Origin of the sequence: Streptomyces sp. NRRL S-1022, from assembly GCF_000720135.1 — a bacterium.
GTDB lineage: Bacteria > Actinomycetota > Actinomycetes > Streptomycetales > Streptomycetaceae > Streptomyces.
The window spans coordinates 1-17,991 of the sequence record NZ_JOIU01000022.1; the positions used below are offsets into that span (position 1 = coordinate 1).

Consider the following 17,991-nt stretch of genomic DNA (forward strand, 5'->3'; position numbering starts at 1 on the left):
GCCACCGGGTGGCGCACAAGCCGCCAAGCACGCCGCCACCCGGGGCCGTTCCTTCCAACCGCAATCGAAAGGAACCACCATCATGGCCCACCACACCCCACCCCCGCCGAAGATCTGCCCGGCCTGCGACGGCTTCGCCTCCGTCGCCGTCACCCTCGGCGGCCGCGACCACCGTGGCCACCTGCGCACCATCACCGCCCACTGCCCGGCCTGCCAGGGCACCGGCACCGCCCGCCCCGCCCGCTGGCAGGGGGTGAACGCCTGATGCCCCGCCGCTGGAGCCTCGGAGTCGACCGCATCCTGTCCGACGGACTGGACGGCGACTACGACCGCCTGAAGAAGACCGCCAAAGCCCACCAGCTGCACGACACTGACCGGGCCGCCAAGCCCGGCCGCCACGGCCGCTCCTCCAACACCGCCGCGAGCGAGGACGCCAACACCCCGCAGAAGCGAGGTTGGCGCCGTTGACCCCGAAAGCCCTGCTCGACCCGACCACCCTCGGCGACCTGCTGAGGGTGGCTTCGGCCCCCGACTACACCCGCTGGCACGAGCAGATCCGCCGCAGCGGCGGCTGCGCCGACCCCATCCACCTGACCGGCTGGGTCCTGCATAAGGACAGGACGACCGGCGAGACCCTGCACCACTACTCCACCGAGACCGAGCCGGGCGGGCGCCTCCGCATCGCTTGCGGCAACCGCCGTGCCTCCCGCTGCCCGTCCTGCGCCTGGACCTACGCGGGCGACACCTACCACCTCATTCGCGCCGGCCTCGCCGGGGACGACCGCCGCGACATCCCCGCCACCGTCCGCGACCATCCTCGCGTCTTCGCCACCTTCACCGCCCCCTCGTTCGGCCGCGTGCACAACCGGCCTGACAGGGGCGTCTGCCGCTGCGGCACCCGTCACGGCGCCGACGATCCCGCACTCGGCACGGCCCTCGATCCGGAGTCGTACGACTACGCGGGCGCGGTGCTGTTCAACAACCACGCCGGACAGCTCTGGCAGCGCTTCACCAACCGGCTCCGTCGCGAGGTCGCCGCCCGCGCCGGCCTCTCACAGCGGGAGCTGAAGGAAGCCGCCCGGGTGTCCTACGGCAAGGTCGCCGAGTTCCAGAAGCGCGGCGCCCTGCACTTCCATGCCGTGATCCGGATCGACGGCCTCGACGGACCGGGCGCCCCGCCTCCAGCCTGGGCCACGGTCGAGCTCCTCGCCGACGCCATTCAGGCCGCTGCCGTCCACTCCTACACGTCGGTGTCGGTGCCCGCCGCTGGCGACCAGGCCGCCCGTACTTTCCGTTGGGGCACCCAGCTCGACGTCCGCCCCATCAAGGCCTTCGGAGACGGGTCCGACATCACCGAACAGGCCGTCGCCTCCTACGTCGCCAAGTACGCCACCAAGGCCGCCGAGAACACCGGCACCCTCGACCGCCGCATCGGCGAACTCTCCGAACTCGACCGCCACGGCGTCCCCGGCCACACCCGACACCTGATCGAAGCCTGCAAGCTGCTCGACCCGCTGTATCCGGACCGGCGCCTGTGGGCCTGGGCGCACATGCTCGGCTTCCGCGGCCACTTCTCCTCGAAGTCCCGCCGCTACTCGACCACCCTCGGCGCCCTCCGCCAGGCCCGCGCCGACTACCGCGCCGCGCAGGAACAGGCCGCCCTCGGCCTCGACGACCAGGAGCCGGACACCGTCCTGGTCCTCGCCGACTGGCAGTACGCCGGCCACGGCCACACCCCCGGCGAATCCGTCCTCGCCGCCACCATCGCCCGCGACCTCCAACTGAACCGCGAAACCGCCCGTGAGGCACTTGCCGCACTGCCACAGGAAGGGGAGTGGTGATCGTGGCGACACGTCTGCCTGACCGGTACCTGACGCCTGAGGACCTGGTCGAGCTGTTCGAGCTGCCCAGCGTCGAGACCGTCTACCAGTGGCGCCGCAAGCGCATCGGCCCCCGCGGCTTCCGTGTCGGCCGGCACCTCCGCTACGACCCCGAAGACGTCCGCGCCTGGGTGAAATCCCGTATGAAAGAAGGAGCCGCCGCGTAATGGCCGGACACGTCCAAGACCGTTGGTACAAGAGCGTCCCCGGCCCCGACGGCAAGACCGTCCGGGTCAAGACCGACCGATACGGCGTCGGCCACCGCTACCGCGCCCGGTACATCGCGCCTGACGGTTCCGAGAAATCCAAGAGCTTCCCGGACAAGCAGAAGCGCAAGGCGGACCAGTGGCTCGCCAACATCGAAGCGGACATGTCGCAGGGGCGATACATCGACCCAGCTGCGGGCTCCGTGACCTTCGGTGAGTACGCCAAGAAGTGGATGGCAGCACTCACCATCGACCCGGTGACCCGAGAGAGTGTCGAGATCCGTCTCCGGGTTCACGCCCTTCCGTATCTCGGTGATCGACCGATGGCCTCCTTCCGTCCCTCGCACCTGCGCATATGGATGCGGGAGCTAGAGGCCACGGGCCGCGCGGCGTCCTACCGGAGATCAATCTTCGCCAACGTGTCCGCCGTGTTCACGGCTGCCGTGGAGGACCGGATCATCGCCGAGAATCCCTGCCGGGCGCGCTCGGTCCGGGCGCCGTCCCTCGACGGGCGCAAGGTCAAGCCGTGGTCGGTCGAGCGTGTCATGGCCGTACACGATGCCCTGCCCGATGCCTACCGAGAGATGGTGTCCCTGGGGGCTGGGTGCGGCCTTCGGCAAGGCGAGATCTTCGGCCTGGCCCTCGAAGACGTCGACTTCCTCGGCGGTACCGTCCACGTCGTCCGGCAGGTCAAGCTCTTGCGCGGCACACAGGCGGTCTTCGGCCCGCCCAAGGGTGGCAAGGAACGGCGTGTGCCTCTGCCCGAGACGGTCGCCTTCGCGCTGGCCGCCCACATCACCAAGCATGAGCCGGTCGAGGTCACGCTGCCGTGGAAGACGCCGGACGGCCCGCCGGTGACGGCCTCGCTGCTGTTCTCCAACGCCCGGAACAGGGCGGTGGCCCTGCACCGCACCCGCTTCAACCGCTATGTGTGGCGCCCAGCCCTGACGGCCGCCGGCATCCCCCTCGGACGCGAGAACGGCATGCACGCCCTCCGCCACTTCTACGCGTCCGTGCTCCTGGACGCGGGGGAGAGCATCAAGGCGCTCAGTGAGTACCTCGGGCACCACGACCCGAGCTTCACTCTGCGGACGTACACACACCTCATGCCGAACAGCGAGGCGCGCACCCGGGCTGCCGTGGATCGCGTCTTCCGGGACCCCGACAGCACCGAGGACGGCCCGGTAACGGCCCAGGGGGAAAGTTAGGCCCCTGACCTGCACCGCAATCAGAACAGCCACAACTGACCGACCCCGCACGTCCGGAGCGCCCTTTCCCGCAGGGGGAAGGGCGCTTTCGCCGTGGGTGGCGTGGTGCGCGGGGGCGTCCAGGGGCCGGCCGGTCCCTCCGGTTCGCGGCGGCCGGGGGAGCCCGTCCTCACCCGCCGCCGGCGCCCGTCCCGGCCCACGCCGGGGGCCGGCCCGCGGTGAGCGCCTCGTACAGCGCCAGCAGTTCGTCGGCCGTCTCGCGGCCGGCGGGCAGCAGGGGTGCGCGGACCGGTCCCGCGGGCAGGCCGAGGCGGTTCAGCAGGGCCTTCGCGGTGACCGTGCCGGGCAGACCCGCCTCCATCACGGCCTCGGTCAACGTGGTAAGCGCCAGCTGGAGTGCCGTCGCCCGGCCGGTGTCGCCGGCGTCGAACGCGTCCAGGACCGCGGCGACCCGGTCGGGCACGGCGTTCGCGATCGTGCTCACACAGCCCGCCGCGCCGACCGCGTACAGCGCCAGGAGGTGCTCGTCGCAGCCCGCGTAGTACGCCAGCTCCGTCCGCGCCAGCACCTTCTGGGTACCGAGGAAGTCGTAGGAGCAGTCCTTGACGGCCACGATCCGCGGGTGCCGGGCGAGCCGGATGACGGTGTCCGGTGCGATGCGGGTGCCGGTGCGGCCCGGGATGTCGTAGAGCATCACCGGCAGCTCGCTCGCGTCGGCGACCTCCAGGAAGTGCGCGGCCACGGCCTCCTGCGGGGGCCGGCTGTAGTACGGCGTCACCACCAGGACGCCGTCGGCGCCCGCCTCGGCGGCCGCGAGCGCCAGCTCCACCGTGTGCCGGGTGTCGGACGTGCCCACGCCCGCGACCAGCGCGGCCCGGTCGCCGACCGCCTCCCGTACGGCCGTGACCAGCCGGGCCTTCTCCTCGTCCGTGGTGGTGGGCGACTCGCCCGTGGTGCCGCTGAGGACCAGGCCGTCGCAGCCCCGCGCCACCAGGTGCGCGGCCAGCCGCCGGGCACCGTCCAGGTCGAGGGCGCCCTCCTCGGTGAACGGCGTGATCATGGCGCAGAGCGTGCGGCCGAAAGGGGCGGCGTCGCGGGTACTCGTCATGGGAGTAGTCTCGGGGGCGCGACGATGAAGCTCTACTTAATTCTTCTACGTGATATCTGGAAGCATCACTGATCGATGAAGAGGTCCGGCCGGAGGCCCTGTGTCCAACTCGGCACCTGATGGGTCACTATGGCCGAAAGGGTCACCGACGTCAGGTCATGGGAGGCGCCATGAAGCTGGGCAAGGCACTGGCCACCGGAGTCGCCGAGGAACGGCCGCTCGCCCGCCTCGAACCCGAGGAGGAGCCGCGAAGCGCCGAGGAGACCGTCCGTGTGGAGGCGGACGCACCGGCCGAGCCGGTCCGTGAAGAGGTCCCGGCCGCCCGATGAGGCTGCGGCTCCCGGCGGAACACCCGACGGAGCCGCCGACCGGCTACAAGATCGCCCACCCGGTGCTGTCACAGGACGGCACCCGGGCCGGGTTCACCGGTGTGTCGCTCGGCGGCGCGCTGCCGTACGCCGTCCTCGACGACGCCTCCTGCGTCTACGGACTGCGTCACCGCCCGCCCGCGCGCCGGTGCGACTGCGGCTTCCACTGCGTGCACGACCGGGCCGCCGCCGAGGCACTGCTGTGCACCGCCGAGCACCGGGCGGCCGTCCTGCTGGAGGTCTCCGTCCTCGGCGCCTACATCCGCTTCGAACGCGGCTTCCGCTACGCCCGGCAGCGGGTGCGCACGGTCACGGCCGGCCCCTGCGGCTGCGGCGCAGGCGCCGTCGCACTGGCCGACGCCGGCTGGGGCCGGCCCGGCTGGCGGGCCCTGGCCCCCGCCTGCGCCGGCTGCCTGCGCGGACGGCCGTCCCTCCCGCTCGCCGGGTTCGCCCGGCTGGCCGGCCAGGGCCTCCGCGTGGTCGCGGGCGCCGGAGGTACGGGCGCCCCGCCGGGCCCGGCCGCCGGGTTGACGTCCGCCGCCGAGCCGGGTGTGCCCGAACTCGTCGCCGAGGCGGCCCTGTTGCAGGCGCGTCTCGACTGGTTCCAGTCCCAACTGGCGCGTCTCGGCGACCGCGGGAGCGGAGGCGCCGGGCAGGGGTGAGGACCCCCGGGGCCGGGTACCCGGACGTTCCGCACAGAGAGGAGGCGGACACCGTGACCGTGACCTCGCACACCCGGCCCGCGGCCGACGCGCACCCCTCCACGGGCGAACTCGTCAGCCGGGCCACCGAGCAGCTCTCCCGGCTGCTGCGGCAGGAGATCGCCCTCGCCAAGGAGGAGCTGGCCCGCAAGGGCCGCCGGGCCGGACGCGGCGGCGGGCTGCTGGGCGCCGCCGGCGCCGTCGGCTACGTCGGGCTGATCACCCTGGCCGGAGCGGCCACCGCCGCCCTCTGTCTGGCGCTGCCCGTGTGGGCGGCGGCGCTCGTCGTGGCCGTGGTGTTCTTCGCCGTGGCCGGCCTGCTGGCCGCGACCGGACGCGCCCAGCTGCGCCGCGCCGCCCCGCCCGCGCCGGAGGAGACGCTCGGCAGTGTCAGGGCGGACCTCGACGCCATCAGGGAAAGGGCACACCGATGACGCACAGGAAGCCGCACGGCACGGGCGCCAAGGGCCCCGACGAGCTGCGGCAGCAGATCGAGCACACCCGCGACCAGCTGGGCGACACCGTCGCCCAGCTGGTCGGCCGTGCCGATGTGAAGGGCCGGGCCCGCGCCCGGGCCGCCGACCTGAGGGACAAGGCCGGTGCCATGACCGTCCAGCTGCGCGTCGGCGCCGCCCAGGCGGGGCACGGCGTGCAGGACCGCGCGGCGAAGGCGGGGCACCTGGTGCAGGACCGCGCCACGCGGGCCGGTCACACCGCGCAGGAACGGATGGCGAAGGCCGGCCACCTGGTGCAGGAGCGGGCCGGCCACGGCCGGCACACCCTCCAGGACCGGGCCGTCCACGCCGGGCAGGCCATGGAGCACGACGTGCGGGTGCCGCGCCCGGTGCGCTACGTCGTGGGTGCCGCGCGGCGGCATCCGCGGCCGGCGCTGGTCCTGGGCGCGGCGGGCGCCGTCGTCGTCGGCGCCGCCGTGGTCTGGCGCCGGATCGACCGCGGGCGGTGACACCGCGGCGGCGGGACCGGCCGGACGCCGTCCGGCCGGTCCCGCCGCAGGGTCACGGACGGAACCGCAGCACCTGCGGGTCGTGGTCGCTGATCTGGTCGTGGAACTCCGCGTTGATGTGCACGCTGTCGTAGTCGAAGTCGCAGCCGCGGCGGATCGCCGGGCTGATCAGGATCTGGTCCAGGACCTGCTGGTTGCCCTGGTAGTCGTAGCTGTAACGCTCGCTCCTGGGCAGCGACTTGATCGCCGACCACAGCTCGCCGTCACCTTCGAGGATCTGCGCGGTGCCGGAGAACTCGAAGTCGTTCATGTCGCCGAGCGCGATGACGTCCGCGTTCTTCTGTACGGACAGGATGTCCTTGACGAACGCGTTCACCACGGTCGCCTGGGCGTGCCGCTGGATCTCCGAGCTGCGCACCGGCGGCTGGTACTGCGAGGTCAGCCCCTGGTCGCCGCCCTTGGAGTTGAGGTGGTTGGCGATCACGAACACGGTCTTGCCGCGGAAGACGAACTCGCCCGCGAGCGGCTTGCGGCTGTTGTTCCAAGCCGCGTTCGCCGGGTCGATCCGGCCCGGGGAGAGCGTCAGCTGCGCCTTGCCGTGCACCTTGGTGACGCCGACCGCGGTGGTCGAGTCGCCGCCCGCGCGGTCCACGAAGGACACCCGCTCCGGGTTGAACAGGAACACCTGGCGGATGTTGCCGCCGGGCTCGCCGCCGTCCTGGTCGTTGACCGGGTTGACCGAGCGCCACTGGTACGTGGGGCCGCCCGCCGCGGCGATCGCGTCGATCAGCTTGGTCACCGTCTGGTCCGCGTCGACCGTGCCGTCGTCCTTGGCGCCGTTGTTGTCCTGGATCTCCTCCAGCGACACGATGTCGGGCGACTGGAGGTTGTGCACGATCGCGGAGGCGTGCTGGTCGAAGGTGGCGTCCGACGGGTCGAGGTTCTCCACGTTGTACGTCGCCACCGCCAGCTCGCGGCCCGACTGCTTCCGCGTCGTCTCGCGCTCCAGGCCACCGCCGCGCAGCGTGCCGAGCTTGCTCGCGACGAGGGTGTAGCCGCCGAACTGGTTGAAGTCCAGCGGGCCGGTGGTGGTGCCCTCCAGGGTGTCGCCGACGTCCGCCTTCGGGAAGTCGGCGGTGGCGCCCAGCGACTGGATCTGGAGCCGGCCGGTGTTCTGCGAGTCGTACGAACCGTAGACCGTGCCGCCCCGGCGGCTGCGGTGCTCCCACGGCTTCACGGTGACCCACAGCTCGCTGTACGGGTCGGTCGCGGTGACCACGCGGGCGTCGGCGACCTGGACGTTCATGCCCTCAAGGGACTCGTAGTAGTCCAGGGCGTACGCCGACGGGTCCAGGGGGAGGCCGTTGACCGAGTTGGCCGCTGCCGCGTCGCCCTGCGGGGCGTACGCGTCCGGCACCGCGTCCTCGTCGACGACGACCGGCGCCGGCACCGGGTTGCCGGTGGAGACGGTGGTGACGGCCGGCTTGGTGATCTCCGTGACCGACTGGTTGCCGGAGGAGGCGCCGCCCGGCACGAACTCCGAGACCGTTCCGCTGACCGTCACCGCGTCGCCGACCGCGACCTTGGGCGCGGAGCTGGTGAAGACGAACACGCCCTCACTGGTGGCCGGGTTGTCGTCCGGGGTCGGGTCCTGGAGCCAGAAGCCCTTGGACGAGCCGTACGTGCGCGTGGCCGTGACGACGCCGGGCACGTCCGTCACCTTCTGCCCGGCGAAGGGGGACACCCGGGTCGTGCCCTGGATGTCGTGGACGCGCACCGAGTCGGCGTGCGCGGGCGTGGGGAGGACGACTATCTGGCTGACCGCCGCCGCGCTGCAGACGGTGGCGACGGTGAGCGCGGCGAGGCGCGCGGAAGACCTGCTCGGCAAGGGATCCCTCCGGGGACGTGACGATGCGCCGGGACGAGGGTGGAACGGGAGCGTGCGGGGCCGGTAGCCCTCTGTGACACGCGTAGAGCCGAGTGAACAGTTGTCCCCCCAACTTCTACGCGCGTCAATCTCCTGCCTGGCCCGGGGAGTTGTCAAGGTTTCGGCCAGGTACGGCTGCTTACGGGGAGATGAACCGGGCGGCATAGGTGGAAATCCGTCTAGGCTGAGCGGCTGAGCCCGTTCACGGTCCGAGGAGAACCAGCCGATGTCAGACAGCTCCCCCCTGCCGCCCGTACGGCTGCACCCCGAAGCGGAGCTGGCGCGTGCCGCGCTGTCCACGCCGTTGCTGTCCCGGGCCGCCCGCCTCGCCCGCTGGGCCGGGCCCGACACCCGCGTGGACGCCGGCGGCGGGCTGGCCGAGGAACAGCTGCCGGCCGCCGCCGAACTGCTCGGACTGACCGGCGACGACGCCGCCGCGTACACCAGTGAGGCCTGGCGGGTCGCGGTGGACACCGGCCTGGTGGAGATCGTGGACGAGGAGGCCGGCACCGTCCGGACGGGGGAGGAGCTGAAGCTGCTCACCGGCGGCTCCCCACGGGACGTGCTCACTGTGTGGCTCGCCGCCCTGGAGACCGTCCTCGCCGACGCGGCCGTCCCCGATCTGGACGACCTGGCCGACGCCCTCGACGACGGCGGAGAGGTCGATTTCTCGTCACTCGACTGGGACCCGGAGGCCGAGGCGGAGTTCCTCGACGGCGTCCTCGGCAACCTCTACCTGCTGACCGTCAGTGAGGACGGCGCCGGCGACGGACCCGTCCCGCTGCCCGCCCTGGCCGCCTCCATGCTCGTACCCGACGACATGGGCGAGCCCACCAACGACGTCCTGGAGCAGGTCTCCGACGCCATGATGCGGCTGGACGACCAGTTCCGCGCGCTGGAGCCGGTCGGGCTCGTGGCCTACCAGCCGGTGGACGAGGCGCTGATGGCCGACGCCGAGGAGGAGCCGGCCGCGCCGGTGGACGACACCGACGTCTCCCGCTACGGCATGGTCCGGCTCACCCCGCTCGGCGCGTACGGGCTGCGGGCGCGGCTGCTGGAGGCCGGGTTCGACGCGCCGGCCGTCGGGGAGCTCGCCGACAAGGGCGCGGACGCGCTGCTCGACGGCACCGCCCGGTTCGGCCGGTCCGCCGCCCGGGCCGAGACCGAGCAGTGGCTCGCCCGCCGCGAACCGCTCGCCGCCGCACGCGAGTTGCTGGCGGCGGCCCGCGGCGCGGACGCCGGGGCCCCGCTGCGCCGGCTGCGCTGCCAGCAGGCGCTGTCGCTGGTGGGCGCCGAGGCCGAACCCGCGCTGCGGGAGGTGCTGGACGACCCCGAACTCGGCGGGCTCGCCCGGGTGTGGCTGAGCGAGCGGGGCGCCGCCGGGGTGCCGGCACCGTCCCAGGAGCTGGTGTTCTGGCTGACCGTCGACACGCTCGCCGCCCAGCTGGCCGCCGAGGGCAACTCCGAGGAACTGCAGGCCCTGGTGGAGGGGCTGGCCGCCCAGCACAGCGGCTTCTTCGCGGCGGCCTGGCGGGTGGAGCACCCGGCCACCGCCGAGGTGCTGGACGCGATGGGCCGGCTGCACCCGGACAAGAAGGTCGCCAAGGAGGCCCGCAAGGCCGCGTTCAAGGCCCGCTCCCAGCAAGGCGGGTGAGCACTGCCGGGTGAGCACTGCCCGGGGAGCGTTGCCGGGCGAGCGAGTGGCTGCGGCGGGCCGGTCCTGCGCGCGTCCCGGTGGATGACCCGGGCGGCGCGTGGCCGGTGCTTGGGACGGCCATGGGGTGCCGCATACGGGTTCATGGAACAGGCGCCCTGGTGGTGGTCCGGCGTTCAACTCCCGTTCACGGCCGGGCGGGAGCGTGTGCGCCGAACCGAGGCCCCCCACCCTCACGGCACTGCCACCTCGTCACAGGAGACACCATGTCGCTCACCCGCAGGGACTTCGCCAGGAATTCCGCGATCACCGGTGCCGGGGTCGCGCTGGCGGGCAGCGTCGGCGCCCTCGCCACCGCGCCGAACGCCCTTGCCGCCACGGACACCGAGAGCGCCGGGGCCGAGTCCGCCCACGGGGGCCACCACGGCGTCGGCTACGGCCCGCTCGTCCCGGACCCGGCCGGCATCCTCGCCCTGCCCGCCGGCTTCGCGTACCGCGTCATCACCTACAGCGGCCGGACCAAGCTGGAGTCCGGCGAGTTCACCCCGTCCAACCACGACGGCACCGCCACCTTCGCCGGTCCGCGCGGCACCACCCTGCTCGTCAACAACCACGAGCTGGCCGGTGCCCGCGCCCAGTGGCCGCACCCGGTGCCGCTCACCGAGGGCCTGGTCTACGACCCGGCGGCGGCCGGCGGCTGCACGGTGGTCGAGGTCCGCCGCGGCGGCGAGGTCGCCGAGTGGGTCGGCATCGCCGGCACCGCCACCAACTGCGCCGGTGGCAGCACCCCGTGGGGCACCTGGCTGACCTGCGAGGAGACCGAGGACAAGGCCGGCAAGAACGGCTTCACCAAGGACCACGGCTACGTCTTCGAGGTCGACCCCGAGGACCGCCGCGCCAACCGCGACCCCAAGCCGGTCAAGGCCCTGGGCCGCTACGCCCACGAGGCCGTCGTCGTCGACCCCCGGCGCGGCCACCTCTACCTCACCGAGGACGCCTCCGGCCCGAACGGCCTGTTCTACCGCTGGACCCCGCCGGAGGGCTTCCGCCACGGCCGCGGCAGGCTGCGCGCCCTCGCCGACGACGCGGGCGTGCTCCAGGCGTTCAAGTGCTTCGACTCCGGCGGCCAGTTCGTGGACGACCTCTCCCGCGCCACCAAGGCCGGCACCGTCTACGGCGTCGACTGGGTGGACGTCCCCGACCGCGACGCCAGGACCGTCTCGGTGCGCAAGCAGTTCACCGACGGCCAGGTCACCCGCGCCCGCAAGCTGGAGGGCATGTGGTGGGGCGACGGCGGCGTCTACGTCGTCTCCTCCTTCGCCCGCCAGGAGAGCCCGGTCCAGCACGACGGCCAGGTCTGGTTCTACGACCCCAAGCGCCGCACCCTGACCCTGAAGGTGCTGTTCGGCGTCAACCCGGACCCGGCGCAGGACGGCGCATTCGACGGCCCGGACAACATCACCGTCTCCCCGTACGGCGGCCTGGTCATCGCCGAGGACGGCGAGGGCGTCCAGCACCTGTTCGGCGCCACCGAGAGCGGCCGGACGTACCCGATCGCCCGCAACGAGCTGAACATCGGCACCGCCGAGGAGCCCGAGTACAGCGAGTTCACCGGCGTCACGTTCTCGCCCGACGGCAGGACCCTGTTCGCCAACATCCAGACGCCCGGCATCATGCTCGCCATCACCGGTCCCTGGAAGCGTCAGCAGCGCGGCTGAATCCCGTCCGGCGATCAATTCGCTCGCCCGTCCCGCGGCCCCCACCTCGGAACCGGCCCTGGCTCGTCTGACCGGCCGCCCCCGGCCCGTCCCGGCCTAGGATACGGAGAGCGTCCCCGGTCGGAGGAGTGGGTGGATGACGCAGGGCAGGCCCATGCGCGCGGACGCTCGGCGCAACTACGAGCGGCTGCTGAAGGTGGCGGCGGATGCCTTCGCCGAGCACGGGGAGAACGCGTCGCTCGACGACATCGCCAAGCGAGCGGGCGTCGGCTCCGGCACGCTGTACCGGCACTTCCCGACCCGGCGGGCGCTGCTGGAGGCGGCGTACGTGGACCGGGTCGAGGCGCTGGGGGTGCGGGCCGACGAGCTGGCCGCCCGGCTGCCGCCGGGCGAGGCGCTCATGGAGTGGCTGTACGAGCTGGCGGTCCGCACGCTCCAGGTGCGGGGGATGAAGGCGCTGCTCAGCTCGGCGGTGACGGACGACGGCGGGGCGGCGGCGCTGACGGTGTGCGGGACCGTGGTGAAGGGGGCCGCGGGCCGGCTGGTGGTGGCGGCGCAGGCGGAGGGGACGCTGCGCCGGGACCTGGAGCCGGTGGAGGTACTGCGGCTGGCGCACGGGGTGGCGACGGCGGCCGAGCTGGCGGGGGCGGGCGAGCGGGAGATCCGGCGCTACCTGGGACTCCTGGCGGAGGGCATCCGCTGCGGCTGAGGCGCTTGCCGGGCCCCGGCCGGCCGGGGCCGGGCGGGGGCGGGGGCGCTCACCCGCGCCGGCGGCGTGCCGCCGCGCCCGCCCGTGCCGCCCCGCCCCCGCGGCTGCTCGTGGTCGTGGTCACAGGGCCCGGGCGCCCGGGTCCGCCATGTTGCGGACCGTGCGGGCCTTGACGAAGGAGCCCAGGGCCGTCATGTCCCACTCGCCGGAGAACTGGCGGACGAGCTTGGCCATCAGGACGCCGGTCTGGGGCTCGGCGCCGGTGAGGTCGAAGCGGACCAGTTCCTCGCCGGTGGCCGCGTCGACCAGCCGGCAGTAGGCCTTGGCGACCTCGGTGAACTTCTGGCCGGAGAAGGAGTTGACCGTGAAGACCAGGCCGGTGACCTCCTGCGGGAGCCGGCCGAGGTCGACCACGATCACCTCGTCGTCCCCGCCGCCCTCACCGGTGAGGTTGTCACCCGAGTGCTTGACCGCGCCGTTCAGGATCGACAGCTTGCCGAAGTAGCAGCTGTCGATGTGGTTGCGCTGCGGGCCGTAGGCGATGACCGAGGCGTCCAGGTCGATGTCCTTGCCCCGGAACGCGGGCTCCCAGCCGAGCCCCATCCGCACCTGGGAGAGCAGCGGTCGGCCACCCTTGACGAGGGACACGGTCTGGTTCTTCTGCAGGCTGACCCGGCCCTTGTCCAGGTTGACCTTCCCGGCGCCCGGCGCGGGGGCGGGCGCCGGCGCCGCCGGCCGCGGCGGGGCAGCGGTCGGCTGCGGCGGGGCAGCGGGGGGCACCGGGGCCGCGGGGGCGACCGGGGCGGCCGGGGCCGCGGCCGGCTCCTCCACCGTCACGCCGAAGTCGGTCGCGATGCCCGCGAGCCCGTTCGCGTACCCCTGTCCGACGGCCCGGGCCTTCCACTGGCCGGCCCGGCGGTAGATCTCCACGACCACCAGCGCGGTCTCGGTGCCGAGCTGCGGCGGGGTGAACGTCGCCAGCACGGTCCCGCCGTCCGCGTCCCGGATCGTGGCCGTCGGCTCGATGCCCTGGAAGGTCTGGCCGGCCGCGTCCGGGCTGGCCGTGACGACGATCTTCTCGATCTCCGCCGGCACGGCGGCGGTGTCCACCGTGACCGCGTCCGGGGCCGTACCGCCACCCGACCGGTAGGTCACACCGGGGCCGTTCGGCTGGTTGTAGAAGATGAAGTCGTCGTCGGAGCGCACCTTGCCGTCGCCGGTGAGCAGCAGGCCCGACACGTCGAGCCGCACCGGGGCGGAGACGTCCACCGTCACGCGAGCGGCCGGGAGAGGGATGTTCGAGCCAGGGGTCATAGCTGTCATGCCGGGTGAACGAACGGCACCGCTTTACCGTTCCCTTACCGGCCGAACGGGTCCCGCCCGCCCGCCGGACGGCCTACGGCACCACCACGATCTTCCGACCCACCCCCGCCGCGAACTGCTCCAGCGCCTGCGGGTACCGCTCCAGCGGGAGCCGGTCGCTGATGAAGACGCCCGGGTCCAGCACCCCGTTCGCGAACAGTTCCGCCGCCCGCTCGAAGCTGTGCAGCACCGCCATGGACCCGGTGATCGTGATCTCCTGGTTGTAGATCCGGTACGGGTCGATCGTCACCCGCGTCGCGTAGTCGGCCACCCCGAACTGCAGGAACGTGCCGGCCTTGGCGACCCGGTCCAGGCCGTCCTGGATCGCCGCCGCGTTGCCGGTGGCGTCCACCACCACGTCCCAGCCCCGCGGCCGGTCCAGCTCGTCCGCGCTGCCCGCCGCGCCCGACACGCCGAGCAGCCGGGCCGTCTCCAGACGGGCCGGGTTCACGTCGACCACGTCCACGCTCGCCGCGCCGGTCCGCTTGGCCAGCTCCAGCATCATCAGGCCCATGGTCCCGGAGCCGTAGATCAGCACGTGCGCGCCGAGGCGGGCGCGCAGCACGTCGTAGCCGCGCACCGCGCAGGACAGCGGCTCCACCAGGGCCGCGTCCTCGGTGCGCACGTGCTCGGGCAGCTTCACGCAGTTGGCGACCGGGGCGAGCGCGTAGCGCGCCGCGCCGCCCGCCGTCGTCACGCCGATCGCGGCCCACCGCTCGCACAGGTTGTTGTGGCCGGTGCGGCAGTACCGGCACTCGTGGCAGTACAGGGACGGGTCGACGGCCACCCGGTCGCCGACGGACACCTCGGTGACCCGGGTGCCGACCCCGACGACCTCGCCCGCGAACTCGTGCCCGGGCACGAGGGGCAGCTTGGGCGCGAACTCGCCCTGGAGGATGTGCAGATCCGTGCCGCACAGCCCGCAGGCCGCCACCTCGACGACGACCTCGCGCGGGCCCGGCGTCGGGTCCGGGACCTCGGTGACGACGGCACGGCCCACGGACTCGATGACGGCGGCCTTCATTTCACGGCTCCCAACGACAGGCCCTGGACCAGCTTGTCCTGGGCGGCGAACCCCGCGGCGAGCACCGGCAGGGAGATGACGAGCGACGCGGCGCACACCTTGGCCAGGAACAGGCCCTGGCTGGTGATGAAACCGGTCAGGAAGACGGGGGCGGTCTCGGCGACCACGCCCGTCAGCACCCGGGCGAAGAGCAGTTCGTTCCAGCTGAAGATGAAGCAGATCAGGGCCGTGGCGGCGATGCCGGGCAGGGCGATCGGGGCGACCACGCGCGCGAGGACCGTCGGCAGCCGGGCGCCGTCCACCCGCGCCGCCTCGATGACGGCGACCGGCACCTCGGCGAGGAACGACTGCATCATCCACACCGCGATCGGCAGGTTCATGGAGGTGTAGAGGACGACCAGCAGCCAGATGTCGTCGAGCGTCCCGGTGTTCCTGGCGAACAGGTAGACCGGCAGCAGGCCCGCCACGGCCGGCAGCATCTTCGTGGAGAGGAAGAAGAACAGGACGTCCGTCCACTTCTTCACCGGCCGGATCGACAGCGCGTAGGCGGCCGGCAGGGCCAGCAGGAGGACGAGCAGGGTCGAGGCCACCGACGCGACCGCGGAGTTGACCAGCGCGGGCCAGGGGCTCGCCCCGCCGCCGGTGCCGAAGAACTCGCGGTAGCCGTCGAGGGTCAGGGAGGCGGTGAAGGACGGCGGGTTCGTCGCCGCGTCCGCCTCGGAGTGGAAGGACGTCAGGGCCATCCAGGCGACGGGCAGGAAGAAGACGATTCCGGCCAGCCAGGCCACCAGGCCGAGCCCGCCCCGGCGCAGCGCGTTCATGCGCGGGACACCTCCTCGCGGAACAGGGACGACACCACGCGCAGGGCGAAGGTCGCGATGACGATCGAGCCGATGACCACCAGGACGCCGGCGGCCGAGGCCAGGCCGTTCTCGTGGGCCTGGTAGAAGCTCTGGTAGACGGTGTACGGCAGATTGGCGGTGCCCAGGCCGCCGGACGTGATCGTGAAGACCGCGTCGAAGTTCTGGACGATGTAGATCGAGCCAAGCAGCGCGCCCAGTTCCAGGTAGCGGCGCAGGTGGGGCAGGGTCAGATGGCGGAAGATCTGCCAGTCGCCCGCGCCGTCCACCCGGGCGGCCTCGATCTGCTGCTGGTCCCGGCTCTGCAGTCCGGCCAGCAGGATGAGCATCATGAACGGGGTCCACTGCCACACCAGGGAGGCCTCGACCGCGAGCAGCGGGGTGCGCGAGACCCAGTCCGGCTGTGGGCCGCCCACATAGTGCAACAACCCGTTGAGCAAGCCGTACTCGGGGTTGTAGAGCACATGCTTCCAGAGCAGGGCGGCGGCCACCGGCACCACCAGGAAGGGCGCGATGAGCAGGGTGCGGACGATGCCCCGGCCGCGGAACCGCCGGTCCAGCAGCAGCGCCAGCGCGAGGCCCAGGACCAGGCTGGCGAGCACGACCGCCGCCGTGAGCAGCACGGTCGTCCACACCGAGTGGCGCAGGTCCGCGTCGGTCAGCACCTGGCGGTAGTTGTCCAGGCCGGTGAAGTGCCGCGCCTTGGGGTAGAGGGCGTTCCAGTCGAAGAAGGAGATCACCAGCGTGGCCACGAACGGCAGCTGGGTCACCACGATCATGAAGACGAGGGCGGGCAGCAGCGGGGCCCGGGTGGCCCAGGCGCGCAGCCGGGCCGGGGGCCGCCTGACCGTCCGTTCGGGGGTGGCCGCGAGGGGGGCCGTGGTCGTCGCTGTCATCGTCCCTCGTACTCCTCGGAGATCTTCTCGGCGAGCGCCTGTGATTTCTTCAGGGCCGAGTCGACGGACCGGCGTCCGGCGATGGCCGCGCTGATCTCCTGGGAGACCCTGGTGCCGAGGTCGGTGAACTCGGGGATGCCGACGAACTGGATGCCGGGTGCGGGCCGCGGCTGCACGCCGGGGTCGTCCGGCCGGGCGCTCTCGATGGCCTCCTTGGTCATCTCCTGGAACGCGGCGGCCGATCTCCGGTAGTCGGCGTCGGCGTAGGTCGAGGCCCGTTTGCCGGCCGGGACGTTCGACCAGCCGCTGGTCTCGCCGACCAGCTGCTCGTAGCCCTTGCCCGACGCCCAGGAGACGAACTTCCAGGCCTTGTCGGGATTGCGGGAGGCCTGCTGGATGCCCCAGGCCCAGGTGTAGAGCCAGCCGGAGGACGCGGTGCGCTCGACGGGGGCGGGGGCGTAGCCGAGCCTGCCCTTGACCGGGGAGCCGGGCGCCTCCAGCAGTCCGGCCGCGGAGGTGGCGTCGTACCACATGGCGACCTTGCCCTGGGTCATGTTGTTCAGGCACTCGGCGAAGCCGGACTGGGCGGCGCCGGACTCGCCGTGTTCGCGGACCAGGCCGACGTAGAACTTCGTCGCCCGCTCGAAGGCGGGGGAGTCCAGCCGTGCCTTCCAGTCCTTGTCGAACCAGGTGCCGCCGAAGGTGTTCACGACCGTCGTGAGCGGGGCCATCAGCTCGCCCCAGCCGGGCAGCCCGCGCAGGCAGATGCCCCGCATGCCGGGCCGGGCGCCGTCCGCCTTCGCGGCCAGGCCGGCGACCTGCCGCCAGGTGGGACGGGCGGGCATGGTCAGGCCCTTCGCCGCGAACACGTCCTTGCGGTACATGAGGAAGGACGACTCGCCGTAGAACGGCTGCCCGTAGAGCTTGCCGTCGTCCGCGGTGAGGGACTGGCGCATCGGTTTCAGCACGTCCTGCTCGTCGTACGACGGGTCCTTCGCCACGTACGAGTCCATCTCGTGCAGCCAGCCGTTGCGGGCGTAGATCGGTATCTCGTAGTTGGACAGGGTGGCCACGTCGTACTGGCCGGCCTGGTTGGCGAAGTCCTGGCTGATCTTGTCGCGGACGTCGTTCTCGGGCAGGACCGTGAAGTTGACCTTGATGCCGGTGTCCTTGGTGAAGTGGGCGGCGGTCAGCTTCTGCAGCTCGGTCATCTGGGGGTTGTTGACCATCAGCACGTTGATGGAGTCGCCGCCGGAACCGGTCCCGCCGGCGCCGGCCCAGCAGCCGGAGAGCAGCGGGGCGAGCAGCGTCCCTGCGGCGGCCAGGGCGAGCGTGGCTCGCGGCCTCCGTCGGCTCGGGGTGCGCATGGATCGCTCCTGGAGGTATGGGGAGTAAGGGGACATAAG

At 72.6% G+C, this 17,991-nt stretch carries 19 protein-coding genes; 12 read left to right on the forward strand and 7 right to left on the reverse strand.

Features of this window, described 5'->3' with window-relative positions:
* The first annotated feature begins 82 nt into the window (after positions 1-82).
* Genes IG05_RS0128990 through IG05_RS0129010 form a run of 5 tightly spaced genes read left to right on the forward strand, consistent with a single transcriptional unit; the run spans position 83 to position 3,294 of the window.
* The gene (locus IG05_RS0128990; protein ID WP_030346978.1) at positions 83-265 is read left to right on the forward strand and encodes a hypothetical protein; all 183 of its coding nucleotides are present in this window, start codon (positions 83-85) and stop codon (positions 263-265) included.
* Positions 265-468 carry a hypothetical protein gene (locus tag IG05_RS0128995; RefSeq protein WP_030346979.1) on the forward strand — a complete coding sequence of 68 codons (204 nt, stop codon included), beginning with the start codon at positions 265-267 and terminating at the stop codon, positions 466-468. The genes IG05_RS0128990 and IG05_RS0128995 overlap by 1 nt, the downstream gene beginning before the upstream one ends.
* The gene (gene repSA / locus IG05_RS0129000) at positions 465-1,841 is read left to right on the forward strand and encodes a replication initiator protein RepSA (protein WP_107051441.1); all 1,377 of its coding nucleotides are present in this window, start codon (positions 465-467) and stop codon (positions 1,839-1,841) included. The genes IG05_RS0128995 and repSA overlap by 4 nt, the downstream gene beginning before the upstream one ends.
* 2 nt (positions 1,842-1,843) lie before the next feature.
* Positions 1,844-2,047 (forward strand): helix-turn-helix transcriptional regulator, encoded by a 204-nt coding sequence (locus IG05_RS0129005; RefSeq protein WP_420707636.1) that lies wholly within the window; start codon positions 1,844-1,846, stop codon positions 2,045-2,047.
* Positions 2,047-3,294, forward strand: coding sequence for a tyrosine-type recombinase/integrase (locus IG05_RS0129010; RefSeq protein WP_030346982.1), 1,248 nt, complete (start codon positions 2,047-2,049; stop codon positions 3,292-3,294). The genes IG05_RS0129005 and IG05_RS0129010 overlap by 1 nt, the downstream gene beginning before the upstream one ends.
* 169 nt (positions 3,295-3,463) lie before the next feature.
* Here the strand turns inward: IG05_RS0129010 and dapA are convergent, their stop codons facing one another.
* Positions 3,464-4,402, reverse strand: a complete 939-nt coding sequence (gene dapA / locus IG05_RS0129015; RefSeq protein WP_078894575.1) for a 4-hydroxy-tetrahydrodipicolinate synthase — start codon at positions 4,400-4,402, stop codon at positions 3,464-3,466.
* A gap of 170 nt (positions 4,403-4,572) precedes the next feature.
* Between dapA and IG05_RS48490 the strand changes: the two genes are divergently transcribed.
* The 4 genes from IG05_RS48490 to IG05_RS0129035 are packed head-to-tail and all read left to right on the forward strand — an operon-like array spanning position 4,573 to position 6,435.
* The gene (locus IG05_RS48490) at positions 4,573-4,731 is read left to right on the forward strand and encodes a hypothetical protein (RefSeq protein ID WP_199808402.1); all 159 of its coding nucleotides are present in this window, start codon (positions 4,573-4,575) and stop codon (positions 4,729-4,731) included.
* The gene (locus tag IG05_RS0129025) at positions 4,728-5,432 is read left to right on the forward strand and encodes a hypothetical protein (RefSeq protein WP_030346984.1); all 705 of its coding nucleotides are present in this window, start codon (positions 4,728-4,730) and stop codon (positions 5,430-5,432) included. Before IG05_RS48490 ends, IG05_RS0129025 begins: the two co-directional genes overlap by 4 nt.
* A 53-nt stretch (positions 5,433-5,485) precedes the next feature.
* A complete protein-coding gene (locus IG05_RS0129030; protein WP_030346985.1) occupies positions 5,486-5,905 on the forward strand; it encodes a phage holin family protein in 420 nt (139 codons plus the stop codon).
* A complete protein-coding gene (locus IG05_RS0129035; RefSeq protein WP_030346986.1) occupies positions 5,902-6,435 on the forward strand; it encodes a DUF3618 domain-containing protein in 534 nt (177 codons plus the stop codon). Before IG05_RS0129030 ends, IG05_RS0129035 begins: the two co-directional genes overlap by 4 nt.
* Before the next feature lie 52 nt (positions 6,436-6,487).
* Here the strand turns inward: IG05_RS0129035 and IG05_RS0129040 are convergent, their stop codons facing one another.
* Positions 6,488-8,323 carry an endonuclease/exonuclease/phosphatase family protein gene (locus IG05_RS0129040; RefSeq protein ID WP_030346987.1) on the reverse strand — a complete coding sequence of 612 codons (1,836 nt, stop codon included), beginning with the start codon at positions 8,321-8,323 and terminating at the stop codon, positions 6,488-6,490.
* Between the two features lie 265 nt (positions 8,324-8,588).
* Here IG05_RS0129040 and IG05_RS0129045 point away from each other — a divergent pair, with 265 nt between their 5' ends.
* From IG05_RS0129045 to IG05_RS0129055, 3 genes are all read left to right on the forward strand, one after another.
* A complete protein-coding gene (locus tag IG05_RS0129045) occupies positions 8,589-10,016 on the forward strand; it encodes a hypothetical protein (protein ID WP_030346988.1) in 1,428 nt (475 codons plus the stop codon).
* A 266-nt stretch (positions 10,017-10,282) separates the two neighbouring features.
* Complete coding sequence (locus tag IG05_RS0129050; protein ID WP_030346989.1) at positions 10,283-11,734, forward strand: alkaline phosphatase PhoX; 1,452 nt, start codon at positions 10,283-10,285, stop codon at positions 11,732-11,734.
* Between the two features lie 136 nt (positions 11,735-11,870).
* On the forward strand, positions 11,871-12,443 hold the full coding sequence (locus IG05_RS0129055) for a TetR/AcrR family transcriptional regulator (RefSeq protein WP_030346990.1): 573 nt from the start codon (positions 11,871-11,873) through the stop codon (positions 12,441-12,443).
* Positions 12,444-12,563: 120 nt separating this feature from the next.
* On the opposite strand, the gene IG05_RS0129060 is transcribed toward IG05_RS0129055, so the two are convergent.
* From IG05_RS0129060 to IG05_RS0129080, 5 genes are all read right to left on the reverse strand, one after another.
* Entirely contained in the window at positions 12,564-13,757 is a 1,194-nt protein-coding gene (locus IG05_RS0129060) for a TerD family protein (RefSeq protein WP_030346991.1), read from the reverse strand.
* 82 nt (positions 13,758-13,839) lie between these two features.
* On the reverse strand, positions 13,840-14,829 hold the full coding sequence (locus IG05_RS0129065) for a zinc-dependent alcohol dehydrogenase family protein (RefSeq protein ID WP_030346992.1): 990 nt from the start codon (positions 14,827-14,829) through the stop codon (positions 13,840-13,842).
* The gene (locus IG05_RS0129070) at positions 14,826-15,650 is read right to left on the reverse strand and encodes a carbohydrate ABC transporter permease (RefSeq protein WP_030346993.1); all 825 of its coding nucleotides are present in this window, start codon (positions 15,648-15,650) and stop codon (positions 14,826-14,828) included. The genes IG05_RS0129065 and IG05_RS0129070 overlap by 4 nt, the downstream gene beginning before the upstream one ends.
* On the reverse strand, positions 15,647-16,585 hold the full coding sequence (locus tag IG05_RS0129075; protein ID WP_030346994.1) for a carbohydrate ABC transporter permease: 939 nt from the start codon (positions 16,583-16,585) through the stop codon (positions 15,647-15,649). Before IG05_RS0129075 ends, IG05_RS0129070 begins: the two co-directional genes overlap by 4 nt.
* The gene (locus IG05_RS0129080) at positions 16,582-17,952 is read right to left on the reverse strand and encodes an ABC transporter substrate-binding protein (protein WP_030346995.1); all 1,371 of its coding nucleotides are present in this window, start codon (positions 17,950-17,952) and stop codon (positions 16,582-16,584) included. Before IG05_RS0129080 ends, IG05_RS0129075 begins: the two co-directional genes overlap by 4 nt.
* Between the last annotated feature and the right edge of the window lie 39 nt (positions 17,953-17,991).

Excerpts from the sequence above, each read along its gene's own strand:
- IG05_RS0128990 (WP_030346978.1), top strand. The coding sequence starts at position 83 with ATGGCCCACCACACCCCACCCCCGCCGAAGATCTGCCCGGCCTGCGAC.
- IG05_RS0128995 (WP_030346979.1), top strand. The coding sequence starts at position 265 with ATGCCCCGCCGCTGGAGCCTCGGAGTCGACCGCATCCTGTCCGACGGA.
- IG05_RS0129010 (WP_030346982.1), top strand. The coding sequence starts at position 2,047 with ATGGCCGGACACGTCCAAGACCGTTGGTACAAGAGCGTCCCCGGCCCC.
- dapA (WP_078894575.1), bottom strand. The coding sequence starts at position 4,402 with ATGACGAGTACCCGCGACGCCGCCCCTTTCGGCCGCACGCTCTGCGCC.
- IG05_RS48490 (WP_199808402.1), top strand. The coding sequence starts at position 4,573 with ATGAAGCTGGGCAAGGCACTGGCCACCGGAGTCGCCGAGGAACGGCCG.
- IG05_RS0129025 (WP_030346984.1), top strand. The coding sequence starts at position 4,728 with ATGAGGCTGCGGCTCCCGGCGGAACACCCGACGGAGCCGCCGACCGGC.
- IG05_RS0129035 (WP_030346986.1), top strand. The coding sequence starts at position 5,902 with ATGACGCACAGGAAGCCGCACGGCACGGGCGCCAAGGGCCCCGACGAG.
- IG05_RS0129045 (WP_030346988.1), top strand. The coding sequence starts at position 8,589 with ATGTCAGACAGCTCCCCCCTGCCGCCCGTACGGCTGCACCCCGAAGCG.
- IG05_RS0129050 (WP_030346989.1), top strand. The coding sequence starts at position 10,283 with ATGTCGCTCACCCGCAGGGACTTCGCCAGGAATTCCGCGATCACCGGT.
- IG05_RS0129055 (WP_030346990.1), top strand. The coding sequence starts at position 11,871 with ATGACGCAGGGCAGGCCCATGCGCGCGGACGCTCGGCGCAACTACGAG.
- IG05_RS0129060 (WP_030346991.1), bottom strand. The coding sequence starts at position 13,757 with ATGACCCCTGGCTCGAACATCCCTCTCCCGGCCGCTCGCGTGACGGTG.
- IG05_RS0129065 (WP_030346992.1), bottom strand. The coding sequence starts at position 14,829 with ATGAAGGCCGCCGTCATCGAGTCCGTGGGCCGTGCCGTCGTCACCGAG.
- IG05_RS0129070 (WP_030346993.1), bottom strand. The coding sequence starts at position 15,650 with ATGAACGCGCTGCGCCGGGGCGGGCTCGGCCTGGTGGCCTGGCTGGCC.
- IG05_RS0129075 (WP_030346994.1), bottom strand. The coding sequence starts at position 16,585 with ATGACAGCGACGACCACGGCCCCCCTCGCGGCCACCCCCGAACGGACG.
- IG05_RS0129080 (WP_030346995.1), bottom strand. The coding sequence starts at position 17,952 with ATGCGCACCCCGAGCCGACGGAGGCCGCGAGCCACGCTCGCCCTGGCC.